Source organism: Pseudomonas syringae KCTC 12500 (genome assembly GCF_000507185.2).
GTDB lineage: Bacteria > Pseudomonadota > Gammaproteobacteria > Pseudomonadales > Pseudomonadaceae > Aquipseudomonas > Aquipseudomonas syringae.
Genome location: NZ_AYTM02000002.1, coordinates 3,056,911 through 3,076,213 on the forward strand (window position 1 = coordinate 3,056,911; position 19,303 = coordinate 3,076,213).

At 61.0% G+C, this 19,303-nt stretch carries 16 protein-coding genes and 1 pseudogene; 11 read left to right on the forward strand and 6 right to left on the reverse strand.

Annotated elements, in window-relative coordinates; all coding sequences use genetic code 11:
• Nucleotides 1–7 precede the first annotated feature (7 nt).
• Entirely contained in the window at nucleotides 8–1,222 is a 1,215-nt protein-coding gene (gene serB / locus V476_RS13845) for a phosphoserine phosphatase SerB (RefSeq protein WP_024960675.1), read from the forward strand.
• A gap of 66 nt (nucleotides 1,223–1,288) precedes the next feature.
• Here serB and V476_RS13850 read toward each other — a convergent pair whose 3' ends face one another.
• From V476_RS13850 to V476_RS13860, 4 genes and pseudogenes are all read right to left on the reverse strand, one after another.
• A complete protein-coding gene (locus V476_RS13850) occupies nucleotides 1,289–3,073 on the reverse strand; it encodes a hypothetical protein (RefSeq protein ID WP_004414828.1) in 1,785 nt (594 codons plus the stop codon).
• Nucleotides 3,074–3,327: 254 nt separating this feature from the next.
• The gene (gene asd, locus V476_RS28910; RefSeq protein WP_003317183.1) at nucleotides 3,328–4,191 is read right to left on the reverse strand and encodes an archaetidylserine decarboxylase; all 864 of its coding nucleotides are present in this window, start codon (nucleotides 4,189–4,191) and stop codon (nucleotides 3,328–3,330) included.
• 168 nt (nucleotides 4,192–4,359) lie between these two features.
• A pseudogene (locus tag V476_RS28915) lies at nucleotides 4,360–5,172 on the reverse strand (rhodanese-like domain-containing protein); the annotation flags it as partial.
• 45 nt (nucleotides 5,173–5,217) lie between these two features.
• Nucleotides 5,218–6,753, reverse strand: a complete 1,536-nt coding sequence (locus tag V476_RS13860; RefSeq protein WP_024960674.1) for an HDOD domain-containing protein — start codon at nucleotides 6,751–6,753, stop codon at nucleotides 5,218–5,220.
• A gap of 207 nt (nucleotides 6,754–6,960) precedes the next feature.
• Between V476_RS13860 and motA the strand changes: the two genes are divergently transcribed.
• Both motA and motB read left to right on the forward strand, forming a co-directional pair.
• Nucleotides 6,961–7,812 carry a flagellar motor stator protein MotA gene (gene motA / locus V476_RS13865; protein WP_003342993.1) on the forward strand — a complete coding sequence of 284 codons (852 nt, stop codon included), beginning with the start codon at nucleotides 6,961–6,963 and terminating at the stop codon, nucleotides 7,810–7,812.
• 3 nt (nucleotides 7,813–7,815) lie between these two features.
• Nucleotides 7,816–8,856 carry a flagellar motor protein MotB gene (gene motB / locus V476_RS13870; RefSeq protein ID WP_003393549.1) on the forward strand — a complete coding sequence of 347 codons (1,041 nt, stop codon included), beginning with the start codon at nucleotides 7,816–7,818 and terminating at the stop codon, nucleotides 8,854–8,856.
• A gap of 61 nt (nucleotides 8,857–8,917) precedes the next feature.
• On the opposite strand, the gene rsgA is transcribed toward motB, so the two are convergent.
• Nucleotides 8,918–9,949 (reverse strand): small ribosomal subunit biogenesis GTPase RsgA, encoded by a 1,032-nt coding sequence (gene rsgA, locus V476_RS13875; protein ID WP_024960673.1) that lies wholly within the window; start codon nucleotides 9,947–9,949, stop codon nucleotides 8,918–8,920.
• 108 nt (nucleotides 9,950–10,057) lie between these two features.
• On the opposite strand from rsgA, the gene orn reads away from it, so the two are divergent.
• A complete protein-coding gene (gene orn / locus V476_RS13880; RefSeq protein ID WP_024960672.1) occupies nucleotides 10,058–10,594 on the forward strand; it encodes an oligoribonuclease in 537 nt (178 codons plus the stop codon).
• A gap of 96 nt (nucleotides 10,595–10,690) precedes the next feature.
• Entirely contained in the window at nucleotides 10,691–11,302 is a 612-nt protein-coding gene (locus V476_RS13885) for a trimeric intracellular cation channel family protein (protein WP_003343002.1), read from the forward strand.
• A 198-nt stretch (nucleotides 11,303–11,500) separates the two neighbouring features.
• On the opposite strand, the gene queG is transcribed toward V476_RS13885, so the two are convergent.
• Nucleotides 11,501–12,589 (reverse strand): tRNA epoxyqueuosine(34) reductase QueG, encoded by a 1,089-nt coding sequence (gene queG, locus V476_RS13890; protein WP_003317191.1) that lies wholly within the window; start codon nucleotides 12,587–12,589, stop codon nucleotides 11,501–11,503.
• 63 nt (nucleotides 12,590–12,652) lie between these two features.
• Between queG and V476_RS13895 the strand changes: the two genes are divergently transcribed.
• From V476_RS13895 to hfq, 6 genes are all read left to right on the forward strand, one after another.
• On the forward strand, nucleotides 12,653–14,143 hold the full coding sequence (locus V476_RS13895) for a bifunctional ADP-dependent NAD(P)H-hydrate dehydratase/NAD(P)H-hydrate epimerase (RefSeq protein ID WP_024960671.1): 1,491 nt from the start codon (nucleotides 12,653–12,655) through the stop codon (nucleotides 14,141–14,143).
• Nucleotides 14,131–14,601, forward strand: a complete 471-nt coding sequence (gene tsaE, locus V476_RS13900) for a tRNA (adenosine(37)-N6)-threonylcarbamoyltransferase complex ATPase subunit type 1 TsaE (protein WP_003317192.1) — start codon at nucleotides 14,131–14,133, stop codon at nucleotides 14,599–14,601. The genes V476_RS13895 and tsaE overlap by 13 nt, the downstream gene beginning before the upstream one ends.
• A gap of 2 nt (nucleotides 14,602–14,603) precedes the next feature.
• Nucleotides 14,604–16,031: an N-acetylmuramoyl-L-alanine amidase gene (locus V476_RS13905; protein WP_198702760.1), complete on the forward strand. Its 1,428-nt coding sequence runs from the start codon at nucleotides 14,604–14,606 to the stop codon at nucleotides 16,029–16,031.
• Complete coding sequence (gene mutL / locus V476_RS13910; protein WP_024960670.1) at nucleotides 16,031–17,977, forward strand: DNA mismatch repair endonuclease MutL; 1,947 nt, start codon at nucleotides 16,031–16,033, stop codon at nucleotides 17,975–17,977. The genes V476_RS13905 and mutL overlap by 1 nt, the downstream gene beginning before the upstream one ends.
• Nucleotides 17,978–18,949 (forward strand): tRNA (adenosine(37)-N6)-dimethylallyltransferase MiaA, encoded by a 972-nt coding sequence (miaA, locus tag V476_RS13915; protein ID WP_003393538.1) that lies wholly within the window; start codon nucleotides 17,978–17,980, stop codon nucleotides 18,947–18,949.
• A 93-nt stretch (nucleotides 18,950–19,042) separates the two neighbouring features.
• Nucleotides 19,043–19,303 carry an RNA chaperone Hfq gene (gene hfq / locus V476_RS13920; RefSeq protein ID WP_002551819.1) on the forward strand — a complete coding sequence of 87 codons (261 nt, stop codon included), beginning with the start codon at nucleotides 19,043–19,045 and terminating at the stop codon, nucleotides 19,301–19,303.

The following is a 19,303-nucleotide window of genomic DNA, read 5'->3' on the forward strand; positions in this document are numbered from 1 at the left end:
GTGCGCCTTGCGCGAAATCGTCCTGATTAACATCACTGGTGTCGACCGTCCCGGTCTCACTGCGGCCATCACCGGCGTCCTCGCCCAGGGTGGCGTGAACATTCTCGATATTGGTCAGGCGGTGATCCACGACACCCTGTCGTTCGGCATCCTGGTTGAAATTCCGGATACCGTGCAGGGATCCTCGGTGCTCAAGGACATCCTGTTCACCGCCTACGAACTGGATCAGCAAGTCCGTTTCACGGCGGTGTCCGAAACCGACTATCAACACTGGGTCGACGGCCAGGGCAAGGCGCGTCACATCGTTACGCTGCTGACCCGCAAGGTCACGGCCGAGCAATTGCAGTGCGTCAGCGCCATCACTGCCAAGTATGGGCTGAATATCGATCAGATCGATCGGTTGTCCGGTCGCATGCCGCTCGACACTCCGGCCGACAAGGGCAAGGGCTGCATCGAGTTCACCGTGCGCGGCGAGCCTGCCGACCCGAAAGCCATGCAGGCCGAATTCCTCGCGGTTGCCCAGGATCTCAACGTCGATATCGCGTTCCAGCAGGATTCGCTGTTCCGTCGTAACCGACGCCTGGCGGTGTTCGACATGGATTCGACCCTCATCGAGGCCGAAGTTATCGATGAACTGGCCAAGGCTGCGGGCGTCGGCGAGCAGGTTTCCGAGATTACCGAGCGTGCCATGCGCGGCGAACTGGATTTCAGCGAAAGCTTCAAAGAGCGCCTGGCCCTGCTCAAGGGGCTCGATGTGAGCGTGCTGGATGAAATCGGCGCCTCTCTGCGTCTGACCGAAGGCACTGAAACGCTGTTCTCCGAGCTCAAGCGACTAGGTTACAAGACGGCGATTCTGTCGGGTGGCTTCACCTATTTTGCCAAACAGCTGCAAGCAAAGCTGGGCATCGATTACGTCTTTGCCAATGAACTGGAAGTGGTTGACGGCAAGGTAACCGGCGTAGCCGTCGAGCCGATCGTCAATGCGCAGCGCAAGGCCGATCTGTTGCGCGAACTGGCCCACAAGGAAGGGTTGAGCCTGGAGCAGACCATCGCGGTCGGCGACGGTGCCAATGACCTGCCGATGCTGGCGATTGCCGGACTGGGTGTAGCGTTCCGTGCCAAGCCTTTGGTCAAACAATCGGCCAAACAGGCCATTTCGACGCTGGGACTCGATGGCGTGCTGTACCTGTTGGGTTTCCGCGACCGCGAAGGACAGCACTGACGCTGGGGCCGTCGTGGTCTGCCCCTGATGGCGAGGGGCCAATCGCGACGGCTGCCGCAATGACCGCTACAGCGTGCCCCACAAGGAATCGAATTCCTGATCCGGCCTGGCCTTTTCGATCTCGGCGGCTTTCGGGGCGTCGTACATCTGATACTCGAACTGATTGTAACTGGCGCTGCTGACCTGCCGATTGCTCAGTGATGCGCGGCGCTCCTCACCGTTGACGTTGATCATCACCTTGTTGCCCTCCTGAAACGGCAGGCGCGGAGCAAGCACGGTGGGCGGTTTTCCCATGGCACGTACTTCGGGCAGCATCAGGGTTCGCAGATACTGGCTGTTCTGCTGTTCGCGAATCAGCTGCATACCGCACGGCAGGGCAAACGGGGCGATCAGTTCGATCCCCATCTGTGTGCCGCCGCTGCGTACCTGACGGATCCAGCGCACCATGGCAATGCTCCAGCCCTGGCCTGCGTCATCCTGAATACCCACCAGCTCGCCAGCCTGCAATTGCTGAGGCACGTCCTTCTGCCACGCCAGGCAGTAACCGCCCGGGCTGTGGTTGACAATATTCAGGTCGAAGGTCGGAAACGTGTGCTGGTTGTTGGAAAGCGATTCGCTGTCGCCGTCATTTTTCGGGTATTCGATCTCTTCGTAGGGCAGCAGAACGGATGAGCTCTTGCCGCGCTGCGTATCAAAAGCCGAGGCCCACGGATCGTCCACGTCATCATTGGCCATCTTCAACGAAAAGCTCGCTGCACTGGTGGCGCTGTTCAACTGCAACAGCTCGCTGAACGACTTCTGGCCCGCGACATAGAAATGCAGCGCGCTCATGCCGATGCACAGTCTCAGCGTGCCCTTACCAGGCGTGCGTTGAAAGGTGCGTTCGGCCACATCGCCCCAGGCGACCGCCAGATGTTGCAGCAGGTCGGTGTTGATGCCAGTTGGAATCAGCAGCGGCGAGGGCGTGCGTTGGTCATCCGGCAGGGCCAGGTACTGATTGATCGCTTCCGCCAGCGCGAAGGTATTGATACCCAGCAGCCGAGGCGATTGTTCGTCGCTGAACAGTGTGCGATACAGCGGCGGTTTGTCGACCGTCGGGTCCAGGGCGAAGAGGCTGCTTTGCGTGGCAGGCGACTGCAGCTTTACCAGCGGGCTCCAGGCCTCCAGCGCATCGGCCAGTTTGCCGATGTTCAGTTGGCGCATCTGATTGCAGCGCGAGCAGCCCATCAGCAGCGCGATCACGTAGGTCTGTTCTACGCTCAGCACCTTGCTGTGATGGGCCAGGGGTTCTTCGACCGGCGTGTTGTGTAGCTGGTACTGACGGGCAATCTGGTAGATCTGGTGCAGTTCGAGCCACAGGCCGTCCTGAACGGGACAGTAAAGCTGGTTGGCGCGAATCAGCGGCCCGTTTAGCCCGTGCAGTGCGCGTTGCAGCGCCATGCTGAACAGCCCGGCCTGGTCTCGCGTGTAGCGCGAGGCGACCTGCTGAATGATTTGCTTGTAACCGGTCGCCAGGTGGTTTTGCAGCGCCTGGCAGAGGTTGGCAACCTTGCGTGGTCGCTCGTCCAGCACAATGGCCTGATTGAGAAAGTGACGTTCGAGGTGCTTGCAGACGAAGTACACCTCGGGCCGCAGTAGCTCGAGCAGTTGCAGGCGGTTTTCGCTCGGGGTGATCAACTGGTTCAGCTCGGTCAGCCCTTGATAGAGCTGGCGCGCCATTTCTCCGAGGTTTGCCTTGGGCAATCTGGAGATCCAGCGTTTGAGGTCGCGGGGGTTGGCTTCACTGAATGTCAGGCTCGACTGCGTTGGCGTGGGGGCACGCAATAGCAGAGGGAGGCTAAAATTACTCATGTGACAGGCAAGCTCCAACAACTCACTGGCGCGGACGATGGCTTCATAGGGGGCCGAGGTTATCGCGCACCCGCGATGTGCCGAGCATACGCCCATGAAAGTGCGAAGTATCCTACAGTATCAATCGGACGACTTTACCAGTATCGACATCGCTTCGCAGCAGTTATGGCTCTAAGCCATTACCGTCCGGCGGCACGTTGCATGAGCGCCACTGTCCATCATCGGACACTCATGCATCGAGGCTCAGGCCTCCATCATGCCTGGGCCGGAACAGCCAGTGCCTGGCCCATTTGAACCTTGGAGCCAGCGGTCAGTTGTTCGGCCCATTTCACCTGACCTGGACCGAACAGCACGATGGCGGTAGAGCCCAGCTTGAACCGACCCATTTCGGCACCTTTTTCCAGGTGGATCGGTGCACGCGCCGCTTCGTCGTAGCTGAACGTCTTCAGTTCACGCTTGGGCGGCGTGACCAGCCCGGCCCATACCGTTTCGACAGACGCCACAATCATCGCGCCCACCAGTACCACTGCCATTGGCCCGCGCTCGGTGTCGAACAGGCAGACCACTCGCTCGTTACGGGCGAACAGCTCGGGTACGTTTTCAGCCGTGGTCTGGTTGACCGAGAAGATGCGGCCCGGTACGTAGACCATCTCGCGCAGCGTGCCAGCCAGTGGCATGTGTACGCGGTGATAGTCCTTCGGCGACAGGTAAACGGTCGCGAACTCGCCGCCCATGAACGGCGCTGACAGCTTGGGATCACCGCCGAGCAGTTCGAGCACGCTGAAACTGTGGCCCTTGGCCTGGAAGATCCGGCCGTGGTCGATGGAGCCCAACTGGCTGACGGCACCGTCGGCTGGCGAAAGAATCGCGCCCGGAGTGGTATCGAGCGGGCGGGCGTCGGCTTTCAATGCGCGGGTGAAGAACGCGTTGAAGTGCTCGTAGGACGTCAGGTCTTCGACCAGTGCCTGCGACATGTCTACCTGATAACGGCGCGCAAACCACGCGGTGAAAGCGTTTTTGAACCAGCGTACGCGGCACTCGGCAACGCAGCCTGCCAGTCGGGACAGCAGGTGATGCGGCAGCAGGTACTGGCTGATGATGAACAAGCGGTCTTTCATTGAAGGTCCTGAGGATGAGTGTCCTGAATATTTCTGTGAGGTCCGTCCCGGTTCGGTGGCGCGGACCGGTTCGACGCGTTCGGCTGGTGCTGGTGCTGGTGCTGGCTGCGCAGGCGCGACGGGTTGCGCAAGCTCGACTGCCTCGACGGGCGCGGCGGCCACGTCCGGCAGTTCTACCGGTGTCTCCGGGTGATTGCCCCATTCGCCCCACGAGCCGGCATAGGCCTTGACCCTTGGATAGCCCAGCGCCTTGGCCACCAGATAGGTGAAGCCCGAGCGGTGATGGGTCTGACAGTGCGTGATGATTTCCTTGTCGGGCGTGATGCCCAGCTCGCGAAGGATCTCCGGCATGTCCTGGCGAATACGCAGGTTGCGCGCCTTGTCCATGCCCGCCGTCCACTCGAAATTGACGGCGCCGGGTATATGCCCGCCTTTGGCCGCGACCACTTTTTCGCCCGAATACTCGGTCGGCGCGCGAGCATCCCAGATCGCCAGGTCGGCGGCGCCCAGACGGCTTTGCAGGTACTCACGCGTGGCGGTAGGTTCGTCGTGCAGCGTCAGCGTTACCGGGGCATCGGCAGCAGGCGGAACGTCGGTGCTCAGCGGCAGCAATTGCGCTTCCCAGGCCAGCAGTCCACCGTCCAGATAGTGATAACGGCTGTGGCCGATGACATCCAGCAGCCAGATGAAACGCCCGGCCCAGCCGCCGCCTTCGTCATCGTAGACGACATACACGGCGTCGGGATTGTGGCCCAGCTCGCCGAACAGTTGCTCAAGGCTGGCAGTGTCGGGCAGCAGGCCGGGGGCAGGAGGCTTGCCCAGTTGTGTACGTTTCGGATCGACGAAGCGGGCACCGCGAATGTGCCCGGCTTCGTAGCGAGCGCTGCTGGTCAGATCCACGAGGATCAGTTCCGGGGCGTCTAGACGCTCAAGCAGATCGTTGGGTTCGATGACCAGCGACAAGCCAGTGAATGCGGACATTTGCAGCCTCCGATGAAAGGAAAGGGGCGAATTGTACGCCAGGCCTCAGGCTTTGCGATGACTAAAGATGCCCAGTGCCCGTTCAATACATTGCGCGGTTTTTCCGAATGCCTGAACGGAAATTTCCGACAAGGCCCCGCCGCCTTGGTCGGCGACCACCAGCAGCATGACTTTGCCATTGTTGCTCAGCGAGCGGATCAGCCAGTGCTGGCCGCTGAACAGGGTTTTCAGCTGCGGGGGCAGCAGCGCGGCAAATTGCGCACTGTTGGCGGGTGTCATGCGTAACTGCGTCGGCTGGGTCAGCAGGCGTTGCAGCACGGTGCTTTCCTTGATGAACAGCTGCAAGGTTGCGGCGTCCTTCGGCAGCCCGGCAGTCTGATTGACGCGCAGCACCGTTGAGGTCTTGTCCAGCATCAGCAGCATGACCCGCTCCATGCCACACGAGATAAACGCATCGCGCGCCGAGGTGGTCAGGTGCATGGCATTGATGAACGGGCTGGGATCCTGCAGCAGCTCGGCGCATTGCTTGCGCCACAGTTGCAGGGCGTCGGCCGATGGCGGCGGTGCAGGTTCATTGTCGCGCCTTACGCGGCGTGCTTCCCACGGCCAGATCAGCGATTCAGCCGGGTGCCAGAGGTCTTTTTCCGCGTGGATGCGGGCGCTGCTGGCAGCATTCTGGTGCGCCTGTTGCTGTACTTCGCTCATCGACTGTTGCAGGTACAGGCTGGTCAGCCGTTCCCAGCGCAGGCAATGCGGGCTGTTCCAGGCCTGTTGTGCAGCCAGCGCCAGGCCGTTGCCCAGCAACACGGTATTGGCGGGCTGGTTCAGCCAGCGGCGCAGGTTGGGGTCGTCGTCCATCAGTTGTTGCTGCTGCAGCGGGCTGTTGTCTTCGCGGGCGATGCGCAGCGCCTTGGCCAGATCGCGTCGCTCGTTGATCAACAGTTTATAGCCACGCGTGACCCAGATCGGCAGACGCCAGAACTCGGCCAGTGCCAGGCACAATTCCAGCAGGTTGACGCCGAACAGCTCTTTTTCCACTGCAGCGCTGGAATGGCCCTTGTGGATAACCCGCAGTTCCAGTTCTTCAAGCAGCTTCGGATAGGCCAGCGCCATTGGCCAGAGCGGCGACAGAAACAGCAGGCTGCCCATGTGGATGTCCTGCCAGAGTCGCGCAAGGCGGCTGGCAAACAGACCGTTGGCCTGTTGCGTGGCGTGCTGGCTGACCAGAATCAGCTGGCGATAGGCCGCAGGGATTTCTTCGGGCGGCTTGGCCGGCAAACGGCCCAGAAGGACTTCGGTACGCGCCAGCCCCAGGCGGTTGATCGCAATTTCGAGGCTCTCGGCCTGCTCGGTCAAACCGTGGGTGTGATGGTTGGCTTCGCGCATCACGCTGAGCACCAGCGCAGGACTTTCCTGCATCATTTCGGCAATTTCACGCAGCGACCGACGACTGTCGTTCAGTGCTGCGCGGACGTGTCCATGATTGACGGCAGGGACCGGCAACGCGATGCCGTCAAGCAGTTTGACCCAGGCATCCAGCGTCTTCGGAACGAGGTGATGTGCTGCGTGTACTGTCGGCATTCGAGGGCCTGTGCGGCTGATTATCTGAGCTGGGAAACCGCCAGCGTACGGGGTGCTGAGGCCATTTTCCTCCTTTTATGGAGGCGCATAAATGGGTTTTTCAAAAGAACCGGCTATAGTCTGGCCCAGTTAGGCCGATAAGGAGAAGAAGAGATTCAACAACTTCCGGACTGTCCCTGAACCCGACTCAGTAAAGTATTTTTTCCTATGGCTAAAATCATCGGCATCATTGTCGTTCTCGCAAGTGTCATCGGCGGATATGTGCTGTCCCATGGCAAGGTCATGGCGCTGTTCCAACCGTACGAGGTCTTGATTATCGGCGGTGCTGCACTGGGCGCGTTCCTCCAGGCCAACCCTGGCTACATGTTCATGCACGTGTTCAAGAAGTCGCTGAAGATGTTCGGTTCGCGCTTCACACATGCCTATTACCTCGAAGTGCTGGGGCTGGTGTACGAAATCCTCAACAAGAGCCGCCGTGAAGGCATGATGGCGATCGAAGGGGATATCGAAGACGCTGCCTCCAGCCCAATCTTCGCCAAATACCCGGGTGTGCTCAAGGATGAGCGCATGACTGCGTACATCTGCGACTACCTTCGCATCATGTCGTCCGGCAACATGGCTCCCCATGAGCTGGAAGGTCTGTTCGACATGGAACTGCTGAGCATGAAAGAAGACCTCGAGCATCCATCCCACGCCATTACCGGTATCGCCGACGGTATGCCCGGCTTCGGTATCGTGGCTGCGGTACTGGGTATCGTGGTGACCATGGCGTCGCTGGGTTCGGGCGACAAGGCTGCGATCGGTATGCACGTAGGTGCGGCGCTGGTCGGTACGTTCTTCGGTATTCTCGCGGCTTACGGTTTCTTCGGTCCTCTGGCCACCAGCCTTGCGCATGATGCCAAGGAAGAAATGAACGTCTACGAGGCCATCAAGGCGTCTCTGGTTGCTTCGGCCTCCGGCATGCCGCCTTCGCTGGCTGTCGAGTTCGGCCGCAAGGTTCTCTATCCGCTGCATCGCCCCAGCTTCAGCGAGCTGGAACAAGCGGTTCGCGGTCGCTAAGTCATGGAAAATAATCAGCCGATTATCATCAAGCGCGTAAAGCGCTTCGGTGGCGGACATCACGGCGGTGCCTGGAAAATCGCGTTTGCCGACTTCGCGACCGCGATGATGGCGTTCTTTCTGGTGCTGTGGCTGATGTCGTCTGCCACCCCCGAGCAGTTGCTCGCGGTCGCCGGTTATTTCAAAGACCCGGTCGGCTTCTCGGACAGCGGTTCGCCGTATGTGATCGATCTGGGCGGTTCGCCGGAGATGTCGCCAAACCAGACGCTGAACCCTGAGGTTCAGACCACGCCGTCGCCGGATACGGTGCCGATCGAAGCGGAAAATGCCGAGACCAAGGCTGAAGCAGTGGAGCAAGAGCGTCTGGAGATGCTGCTCCAGGAACTGCAGAACAAGGTCCAGGAAAATCCGCAACTGCAGAAGTTCAAGGACCAGATTCTGTTCGAGATCACTCAGGACGGGTTGCGTATCCAGATCATGGATGCGGAAAACCGGCCGATGTTCGACTCGGGCAGCGCGCGCCTCAAGCCTTATTTCGAAGACATTCTGCTGGCCCTGGCTGACACCATTAAAAGCGTGCCAAACAAGGTCAGTATCAGCGGCCACACCGATGCAACGCCTTTTGTGGGCAGTGGCGGGTTCGGCAACTGGGAGCTTTCGGCCAACCGTGCGAACGCTGCACGCCGTGCGCTGGTAGCCGGCACGTATCCGGACTCGCAAGTGGCCAGGGTAGTGGGGTACGCGTCGTCTGCTCTTTATGACCACCAGAACCCGACCAACCCGATCAATCGCCGCATCGATATCGTGGTGCTGACCAAAAAGGCCCAACACCGCATCGAGGGCGATCAGAACTCCGGTGGTGCGCCAGTCACACCTGCCGCGCCAGCGCCTGCGACACCCGCGGCTCCGGCGGTACCTGCTGCTCCGGGGGCTTCGACAGCGGCGCCGCCCGATCCGCAGGCCTACGCCCAGCCGCACGAGATCCGCCAGAAGCTGAACATCTTTGACGATGGCAAGTTGCGGGTCGAGCCGGCCCAGAACTGAGCGGTAACCGCTACAAAAACGCCGCGATCATCGCGGCGTTTTTGCGTGCGGCGTTCGGTCTTCAGTAGCTGTCTTGCGGCAGGCTGGCAATGATCGAGCGGTAGCTGTTCATGCGCTGCTGTTGCACACTGCCGTCCTCAAGACCCTTGAGCAGGGCGCAGCCCGGTTCGCGGTCATGCTTGCAGTCACGAAAGCGGCAGGTACCGATCAGGTCGTTGAACTCGATGAAACCTGCCTCTACGTCGGCACGACTGACGTGCCCCAGGCCGAACTCCCGGATGCCCGGCGAGTCGATCAGATCGCCGCCGCGCGGGAAGTGGAACAGGCGGGCGGTGGTCGTGGTGTGTGTGCCCTGACCGGAAACTTCGGACAGCGGACCGACCCGAGTGTCCGTTTCCGGCAACAGGCTGTTGACCAGCGAGGACTTGCCGACGCCGGACTGGCCGACGAACACGCTGATGTGCCCGTCAAGCTGGCTTTGCAGGCTCTGCATGCCATCACCGTGGTGTGCGGACACTTCCAGCACCGGGTAACCCAGCGTGCGGTAGACCGCCAGCAGCGCATTGAGCGCGGGCGCATTCTGTTCGTCGATCAGGTCGGCCTTGTTGAGCAGCAGCAACGGACGAATCCCGGCATGCTCGGCGGCCACCAGATAGCGGTCGATCAGGTTGGCGTGCGGCTCGGGCATCGGCGCGAAGACGATCACGATCAGGTCGACGTTGGCAGCCACAGGCTTGAGCTGGCCGCGTGAATCCGGGCGGCGCAGTTCGGTGGTGCGAGGCAATTGCGCGACGATGACGCCAATGCCCTGATTGCCGGCGCGCCATACCACGCGATCACCGGTCACCAATGCAGGCAGGTTGGCGCGCAGGTGGCAGCGAAAGACCTGACCGGTCGCTTCGCCTTCCTGGGCCTCGACTTCGACTTGCACGCCGAAGTGAGCGATCACCAGGCCCGTCTGCTCGGGGCCGAGGTCGCCACCCTCAAGTGTTTCAAGCGTAGCGGACTCGCGTTTTGCCGCGCGGGCAGCACGCTCGCCCTGAATTTTTTCGATGCGCCAGTTCTGACGACGATTGAGTTGGCGTTTGGCCATGGGTGTTCCGATGTGATGTAACCGATGAATTAGGCAGTACGATGGATCGGCAGGAGTCTAGCACGGCAGGGTGAGCTAAACTGCGCGCCTACGCTGAGGAGTCGACACATGCAGAACAAGCAGAACCTGATCTGGATCGATCTGGAAATGACCGGTCTGGACCCTGATACCGATGTCATTATCGAAATGGCCACGATCATCACCGATAGCGAGCTGAACACCCTGGCCGAAGGTCCGGTGATCGCTGTGCATCAGAGCGACGAGACGCTGGCGAAAATGGACGAGTGGAACACTCGCCAGCACGGCGGTTCTGGCCTGACCCAGCGCGTGCGGGAAAGTACCGTCAGCTTGGCTGAAGCCGAGGCGCAGACCCTTGAGTTCATTAAACTGTGGGTGCCAGAGCGCAGTTCGCCGATCTGCGGCAACAGCATCTGCCAGGATCGCCGCTTCCTGTATCGTCACATGCCGACGCTGGAAAACTACTTCCACTACCGCAACCTGGATGTCTCGACCCTCAAGGAACTGGCTGCGCGCTGGTCTCCCGAGCTGAAATTCAAGAAAGGCAGCACCCACCTGGCGCTCGACGACATCCGCGAGTCGATTGCCGAGCTGCGCTTTTATCGTGAGCACTTCATCAAGGCCTGATCGAGACTCGCGCGTGCAGTGAATAATCTTCGCTGCACTCTTTCAGTGCGTTGGTCGGCTGGTTAGACTGCGCGCCTTTGTCGCAGAGTCCCCGCCATGTTGCTGATGCTTTATCTGATCGCTATCACTGCTGAAGCCATGACGGGAGCCCTGTCTGCAGGGCGGCGCGGGATGGACTGGTTCGGCGTGGTGCTGATTGCCTGCGTCACGGCGCTGGGGGGCGGGTCGGTGCGCGACGTGCTGATTGGTCATTACCCGCTGACCTGGGTCAAGCACCCGGAGTATCTGGTTCTGACCAGTGTGGCGGCGCTGGTGACGATCTTCATCGCGCCATTGATGCGTCACCTGCGCTCACTGTTTCTGGTGCTCGACGCACTGGGGCTGGTGGCCTTTACCCTGATCGGCTGCATGACCGCGCTGGAGGCCGGGCACGGTCTGCTGATCGCGTCAGTCTGCGGCGTGATCACCGGGGTTTTCGGTGGCATCCTGCGTGACATCTTCTGCAACGACATCCCGCTGATCTTCCGCCGCGAGCTGTACGCCAGCGTGTCGTTTCTGGCCGCATGGTGTTTTCTGCTGTGCCAGTACCTGCAGTTGCCGAACGAGCAAGCGGTGCTGATCACCCTGTTCGGCGGCCTGCTGCTGCGCCTCCTGGCGATTCGTTTCCGCTGGGAAATGCCCAAGTTTGTCTATAAAGACGAGCCTTGAAGAGGGGAGAAGGCCACGAGCGGCATGCCCAAGCTAGTCTTGTGGGAGGCAATGTTGTTCAGTCATAACCATGTAGGAGCGAGCCGGGCTACGCTTCGCTTGCTCGCGAAGGCTGACTGACAGAGGCATAAATCTCCGGCGATTGTCCCTGCCTCTTCGCGAGCAGTTGGCTCCCACAGGAATATCCAGGGGGTACCTTTAAAGCGGCGCCACGCCGTGCCTCTGCAGCGCCCATTCCACATGTTCCCTGACCAGTTCCGAAGGATAGTCGCGCCGTGCTTGCAGGGCCTCGATCACCGGGATGGTAGAGGGCGCATTGCCCAGCCCCACGGCCAGGTTGCGTAGCCAGCGCTCATAACCTGCCCGGCGCAGTGGCGAGCCTTCGGTGCTGCCGAGGAATTTCTCTTCATCCCAGAGGAACAGCTCGGCCAGCCCGGCGTTGTCCAGATTATGACGCGGCTGAAAGTCGCTCTGCTCGGTTGGCCGGGCGAAGCGGTTCCACGGGCAGACGATCTGGCAATCATCGCACCCGAACACCCGGTTGCCGATCAATGGCCGCAGCTCTTCGGGGATCGCCGTCTTCAGCTCGATGGTCAGATAGGAAATGCAGCGCCGCGCGTCCAGCACGTAAGGGCCGATAAACGCGGCGGTCGGGCAGATGTCCAGGCAGGCTGTACAGCGACCGCAATGTTCGGTCGCATGGGGCGCATCCACCGGCAACGGGATATCGACAAACAGCTCGCCGAGAAAGAAGAAGCTGCCCGCCTTGCGGTTGAGCACCAGCGTGTTCTTGCCGATCCAGCCCAGCCCGGCCTGTTCGGCGATGGCCTTTTCCAGCACAGGCGCGCTGTCCACGAAGGCCCTAAAGCCAAACGGTCCGATGGCCTGCTGAATACGCTCGGCCAGTTGCTGCAGGCGCTTGCGGATGAGTTTGTGATAATCACGGCCCAGCGCGTAGCGTGAGACATAGGCTTTTTCCGGCTCGGTCAGGCGCTGCGCCATCTCGGTGTCGCCCGGCAGATAATCCATGCGCAGCGACACCACGCGCAGCGTTCCCGGCACCAGCTCATCGGGGTGGGAACGTTTGCTGCCATGGGCTGCCATATAGTCCATTTCCCCGTGATAGCCTGCATCGAGCCAGCGTTGCAGATGCTGCTCGTGCTCTGCCAGGTCCAGGCCGCTGATCCCGACTTCCTGAAAGCCCAACTCACGCCCCCACGCCTTGATTGAAACGGCAAGGGCGGCAAGATCATCGGAAGTGGGAACTACAGCAGTAATAGCGGACATGCGCAGAGAGAAACCGGGGCCAAGGTGCGTATAATTCTGCCAGACATCGGAGCCCATAGACGCATGTTCGACACTAAACCTCATTTACCCGACGCGCTGTACAGCGCTGCGCAGGTCCGCGACCTCGACGCACGGCTGATTGCGGCCGGTACACCCGGCCTGGAATTGATGCTGCGTGCTGCGCAAGCGTTGTGGCACACCTTGCTTCGGCGCTGGCCGGAGGCCAACGAGCTGACCGTCTTGACCGGGCGTGGCAACAACGCCGGTGACGGGTATCTGGTGGCTGCCATGGCGCACAAGGCCGGCTGGCAGGTCAGGGTGCTGGCCGTCGGCGATCCGGCCGCACTGACGGGGGATGCCGCGGCGGCGCATGCTGCGGCTTTCGGTATTGATATTCAGGCATGGGCCGGGCAGCCGCTGGCCGGTGTGGTGCTGGATGCCTTGCTCGGCACCGGGCTCGAAGGCAAGGTGCGCGAGCCCTATGTCTCGGCCATCAACGCTATCAACGACAGTGGTCTGCCCGTCGTGGCGGTGGATATTCCGTCTGGCTTGAGCGCAGATACCGGCCAGACGTTGGGTGTCGCGGTGCGTGCCGATGTGACCGTTACGTTCATCGGCCTCAAAGTGGGGTTGTTGACGGGCGATGCGGCGGATCTGGTAGGTGAGCTGATTTTCGACGACCTGCGTACAGACCCGGCGTTGGTGGCGCAGGCGCCGTTCAGTGCGAAGCGCCTCGATAAACACAACCTGCCGCAACTGGCAGCACGCCCGCGAACCGCCCATAAAGGTATGTTTGGCCGGGTGCTGGTCATCGGTGGCGATCACGGTTTTGGTGGCGCAGCGTTGCTCAGCGCCGAAAGCGCCCTGCGCAGCGGTGCAGGCATGCTGACGCTGGCGACAAGGCCCGAACATGTTCCGGCCGCCCTGACGCGCATGCCGGAGATCATGAGCGCGGCGATTCATTCGGCCAACCAGCTGATGGGCTTGATCGAGCCAGCCAGCGTGTTGGTGGTCGGTCCCGGACTGGGGCAGGCGGCCTGGGGGCGCAGCCTGCTGTCGGCGGCTGCCAATGCGGATCGTCCGCAGGTGTGGGACGCCGATGCGCTGAACATGCTGGCCGCCGGGCTGGTCAGCCTGCCCAAAGGCAGTGTCATCACCCCGCATCCGGGCGAGGCGGCGCGGTTGCTGGGCGTGGGCATCAAGGACGTTCAGGCTGACCGGGCTGCTGCAGTGCGGGCGCTGGCGCGTAAATTCGATACGGTTTGTGTGCTCAAGGGCTCCGGCAGCCTGATTGCCGATGCGAGCGGGCAACTGGCGCTGTGCGACCGCGGTCATCCGGCCATGGCCACCGCGGGGCTGGGTGACGTGCTGGCCGGATTGACCGGCGCGCTGATGGCGCAGCATCTCAAGCCGTTCGACGCGGCCTGTCTGGCCGTGTGGCTCCACGCAAGCGCCGGTCAGAAAGTCGGTGAGTGCGGTCGAGGGCTGGCCGCCAGCGATATTATTCCTGCCATTCGTCAGTTATTGGAGGAGCTGCAACCGTGTCTGATTTAACGCTGCATGTGGTGGGCGAAGAGGCAATGATGGATTTTGGTGCACGTCTGGCCAAGGTCACTGAAGGCCTTGGCGTCATCTTTCTGGATGGCGATCTGGGCGCTGGAAAAACCACGCTTTCGCGGGGATTGATTCGCGGCTTCGGGCATGTCGGGGCCGTCAAGAGTCCTACTTTTACGCTGGTCGAACCTTACGAAATCGGCGCGATAAAGGTGTTTCACTTTGACCTTTACCGGCTGGTCGATCCGGAAGAACTCGAGTACATGGGCGTGCGTGATTACTTCGACGGCGACGCACTTTGTCTGATTGAATGGCCCCAGCGTGGTGCAGGCTTTTTGCCAAAGCCTGACCTGACCATTACCATTGGGCCGCACGGAGAAGGTCGGTCCGTGATATTGAGCCCGCTGGGCTCGCGTGGCGAACGTTGGTGTGCCACTTTGGCTTTGGAATTCAAATAGATATGGGGTTAGGTATGCGCATGCGCGCGCTGGTTACTGTAGTTGGTCTGCTGTTGATGGCCCTGGCTGTCGAGGCGGTTGCCGCTACGCAAGTACGAAGTGTCCGCTTATGGCGTGCGCCGGATAACACTCGTCTGGTCTTCGACCTGACTGGGCCGGTCCAGCACAGCCTGTTTACCCTGACTTCGCCTGACCGTCTGGTGATCGATATCAATGGTGCGACGCTTGGCGGCCCCTTGAACGTACCGACGGCCAATACGCCGATCAGCAGCATGCGTTCTGCGCAGCGCACGCCTACCGACCTGCGCGTGGTCATCGACCTGAAAAAGGGTGTGACCCCGAAGAGCTTCACGCTGGCGCCTAATCAGCAATACGGCAACCGTCTGGTGGTCGACCTGTACGACAACGCCGCCGATGCCAATCCGACACCTGTGATTCCCGACACCGCAGCCAACACCGCGCCCGCGGTTCCGGTCAGCCCGGCCAAGCCTGAAATCAAGCTGACCCCGGTGCCGAACGGCAAGCGCGACATCGTCGTGGTGATCGATGCCGGGCACGGCGGGGAAGACCCTGGTGCCTCGGGCGGTGCCGGTCAGAAAGAGAAAAACGTGGTGCTGTCGATTGCCAAGGAGTTGCAGCGCCAGGTGAATGCCGAGAAAGGCTACCGCGCCGAACTCACGCGCACCGGCGACTACTTTATTCCGTTGCGAAAACGTACCGAGATCGCCCGTTCCAAGGGTGCCGATCTGTTTGTGTCGATCCACGCCGACGCCGCGCCGTCCTCCGCTGCGTTCGGCGCATCTGTGTTTGCCTTGTCCGATCGGGGGGCTACTTCCGAAACCGCACGCTGGCTGGCGGACAGTGAAAACCGTTCCGACCTGATTGGTGGTGCCGGCGCGGTCAGCCTCGACGACAAGGACCGCATGCTCGCGGGCGTGTTGCTGGACCTGTCCATGACCGCGTCGCTGTCTTCGAGCCTGAACGTTGGCCAAAAGGTATTGAGCAATATTGGCCGCGTGACCTCGCTGCACAAGTCACGTGTCGAGCAGGCGGGCTTCATGGTGCTCAAGTCGCCGGATATTCCGTCGATTCTGGTGGAAACCGGCTTTATCTCCAACGCCAATGAGGCCAACAAGCTCGGTTCTGCGTCGCATCAACAGGCGCTGGCGCGTTCGATCACGTCGGGCGTCAAACAGTTCTTCCAGCAGAACCCGCCGCAGGGCACCTATATCGCCTGGCTGCGTGATAACGGCAAGCTGGCCCAGGGGCCGCGCAATCACGTCGTTCGTTCCGGCGAAACCCTGGCCATGCTCGCCGCGCGCTACGACATGAACATCGCCACTTTGCGCAGCGCCAACAATCTGAAGTCCGATGAATTGAAGATCGGCCAGGATCTGCGTATTCCAAGTTCCGAGGTGGCGACTCAGTAATGACCGATCTCCTGCTCGACGGCGCCGAAGCCGATAACGCTCAGACTGCCCTGAACGCAGCACGCATCGAACTGCTCAGTCCGCGTCTGGCCAACCAGATTGCGGCGGGCGAAGTTGTCGAGCGTCCGGCTTCGGTGATCAAGGAACTGCTGGAAAACAGCCTCGATTCCGGCGCGCGGCGCATCGATGTCGACGTCGAGCAGGCCGGTATCAAACTGTTGAAAGTGCGTGACGATGGCGGCGGTATCTCTTCGGACGATCTGCCATTGGCGCTGGCACGCCACGCGACCAGCAAGATTCGCGACCTGGAAGACCTCGAGCGGGTCATGAGCCTGGGGTTTCGCGGCGAAGCGCTGGCTTCGATCAGCTCCGTGGCGCGTCTGACCCTGACCTCGCGCACCCGCGACGCCGATCAGGCGTGGCAGGTCGAAACCGAAGGTCGTGACATGGCGCCACGCGTGCAGCCAGCCGCGCATCCGGTAGGCACCTCCGTTGAAGTGCGCGACCTGTTCTTCAACACGCCGGCCCGACGCAAGTTTCTGAAAGCCGAAAAAACCGAATTCGATCATTTGCAGGAAGTCATCAAGCGCATGGCGCTGGCGCGTTTCGACGTGGCCTTCCACCTGCGTCATAACGGCAAGACCGTGCTGAGCCTGCATGAAGCGCATGACGACACCGCCAGAGCGCGACGTGTCTCGGCAATCTGCGGGCCGGGCTTTCTGGAGCAGGCGCTGCCCATCGAGATCGAGCGCAATGGCCTGCATCTGTGGGGCTGGGTAGGGCTGCCGACTTTCTCGCGCAGCCAGGCCGACCTGCAATACTTCTTCGTGAATGGCCGGGCAGTGCGCGACAAGCTGGTCGCACACGCGGTGCGTCAGGCGTATCGCGACGTGCTGTTCAATGGCCGTCATCCGACCTTTGTGCTGTTCTTCGAGGTCGATCCGGCCGCTGTGGACGTCAACGTTCACCCGACCAAACACGAAGTGCGCTTCCGCGACGGGCGCATGGTGCACGACTTTCTGTATGGCACGCTCTACTGCGCGCTGGGCGATGTGCGCCCTGAAAATCAGTTGGGTGGCAGCGCGCCGGTTGTCGCCGAGACCCGCCCGAGCGGACCTGAAGCGGGTGAATTCGGGCCGCAGGGTGAAATGCGTCTGGCCAACAATGTGCTGGAGCAGCCCCAGGGCGAGCCGTTTTCCCGGCCTGCTGCCGGTGGCGGCGCTGGCAGCGGTTATCAGTATCAATACACGCCTCGGCCCACCGCTGGCGTGCCGGTGGCCGAAGCACAAAGCGCTTATCGTGAATTCTTCGCGCCGCTGCCCAGTGCCGCGCCCGCGTCGCTGCCTGAATCGCCCGGTGACATTCCGCCGCTGGGTTATGCGTTGGCGCAGCTCAAGGGTATCTACATTCTTGCTGAAAATGCCCACGGCCTGGTGCTGGTGGACATGCATGCCGCTCACGAGCGGATCATGTACGAGCGCCTTAAAATAGCCATGGCCAACGAAGGCCTGAGCGGCCAGCCATTGCTGGTGCCCGAATCCATCGCGGTCAGCCAGCGTGAAGCGGATTGTGCCGAAGAGCACCTTGCGACTTTTCAGCGCCTGGGCTTCGAACTGCAGCGGCTCGGCCCGGAAACCCTGGCGATCCGCCAGATCCCTGCATTGCTCAAACAGGCCGAAGCCAACCGGCTGGTCAGCGATGTACTGGCTGACCTCATGGAATACGGCACCAGCGACCGGGTGCAGGCGCACATGAACGAGCTGCTCGGCACCATGGCCTGCCACGGCGCGATTCGCGCCAATCGGCGTCTGGCCATCCCGGAAATGAACGGCCTGCTGCGTGACATGGAAAACACCGAGCGCAGCGGGCAATGCAACCACGGTCGTCCTACCTGGACCCAGATGGGTCTCAATGACCTGGATAAATTATTCCTGCGCGGTCAATGAATGAACGCTTTACCTCCGGCCATCTTTCTCATGGGGCCTACTGCTGCAGGCAAGACCGACCTTGCGATAGAACTGACCAAAGTGCTGCCCTGCGAGTTGATCAGCGTCGATTCTGCGCTGGTCTATCGCGGCATGGACATCGGCACCGCCAAGCCGTCGAAGACGCAGCTGGCTGAACATCCTCACCGTCTGATCGATATTCTCGACCCGGCGCAAAGCTACTCCGCAGCCGATTTTCGCAGTGACGCCCTGGCGGCCATGGCGGAAATTACCGCACGCGGAAATATTCCTTTGCTGGTCGGCGGCACTATGTTGTATTTCAAGGCTCTATTGGACGGGCTGGCAGACATGCCGGCGGCCGATGCACAGGTCAGGGCGCAGCTTGAGGCCGATGCACAGGCCTTCGGTTGGCAGGCATTGCACGATCAATTGGCGGTGGTCGATCCCGTTTCGGCGGCACGTATTCACCCCAACGATCCGCAACGGCTGATCAGGGCGCTCGAGGTGTATCGCGTCAGCGGAATGAGCATGACGGCACATCGCGAGCAACAAACTGCGCAAAGTACCGAAGCAGCCGCATCAGGGCGCCAGCAATTGCCCTATACTGTCGCGAACCTTGCCATCGCTCCGGCTGATCGCAAGGTGCTGCACCAACGCATCGCGCTACGTTTCGAGCAAATGCTGGATCAGGGGTTTCTGGACGAAGTACTGGCATTGCGCTCAAGAGGTGACCTGCATTCGGGGTTGCCATCGATAAGAGCCGTCGGTTATCGCCAGGTCTGGGATCACCTGGATGGGAAGCTGACGCGGGATGAAATGCAGGAGCGCGGCATCATTGCAACGCGCCAGCTGGCCAAAAGGCAGTTCACCTGGCTACGCAGCTGGGAGGACTTGCACTGGCTGGACAGCCTGGCCAGCGACAATCTGTCGCGCGCCTTGAAATACCTGGGATCGGTCTCCATATTGAGCTGAGTCCCTGCAATAGCCGTCTATCCTTGGGGGGTGGTCGGTCAAGCTAATCGAATTCGATTTTTTATTTTATTGATCCTTAAAGGAGTGCGGCACATGTCAAAAGGGCATTCGCTACAAGACCCTTACCTGAATACCTTGCGTAAAGAGAAGGTCGGGGTATCGATCTATCTGGTCAACGGTATCAAGCTGCAGGGTACGATCGAGTCTTTCGACCAGTTCGTCATTTTGCTGAAGAACACGGTCAGCCAGATGGTCTACAAACACGCTATTTCCACCGTCGTACCGGTTCGCCCGATTCGCCTGCCAAGCGCTACAGACGCTGACGGTGCGGACGCCGAGCCAGGTAACGCCTGA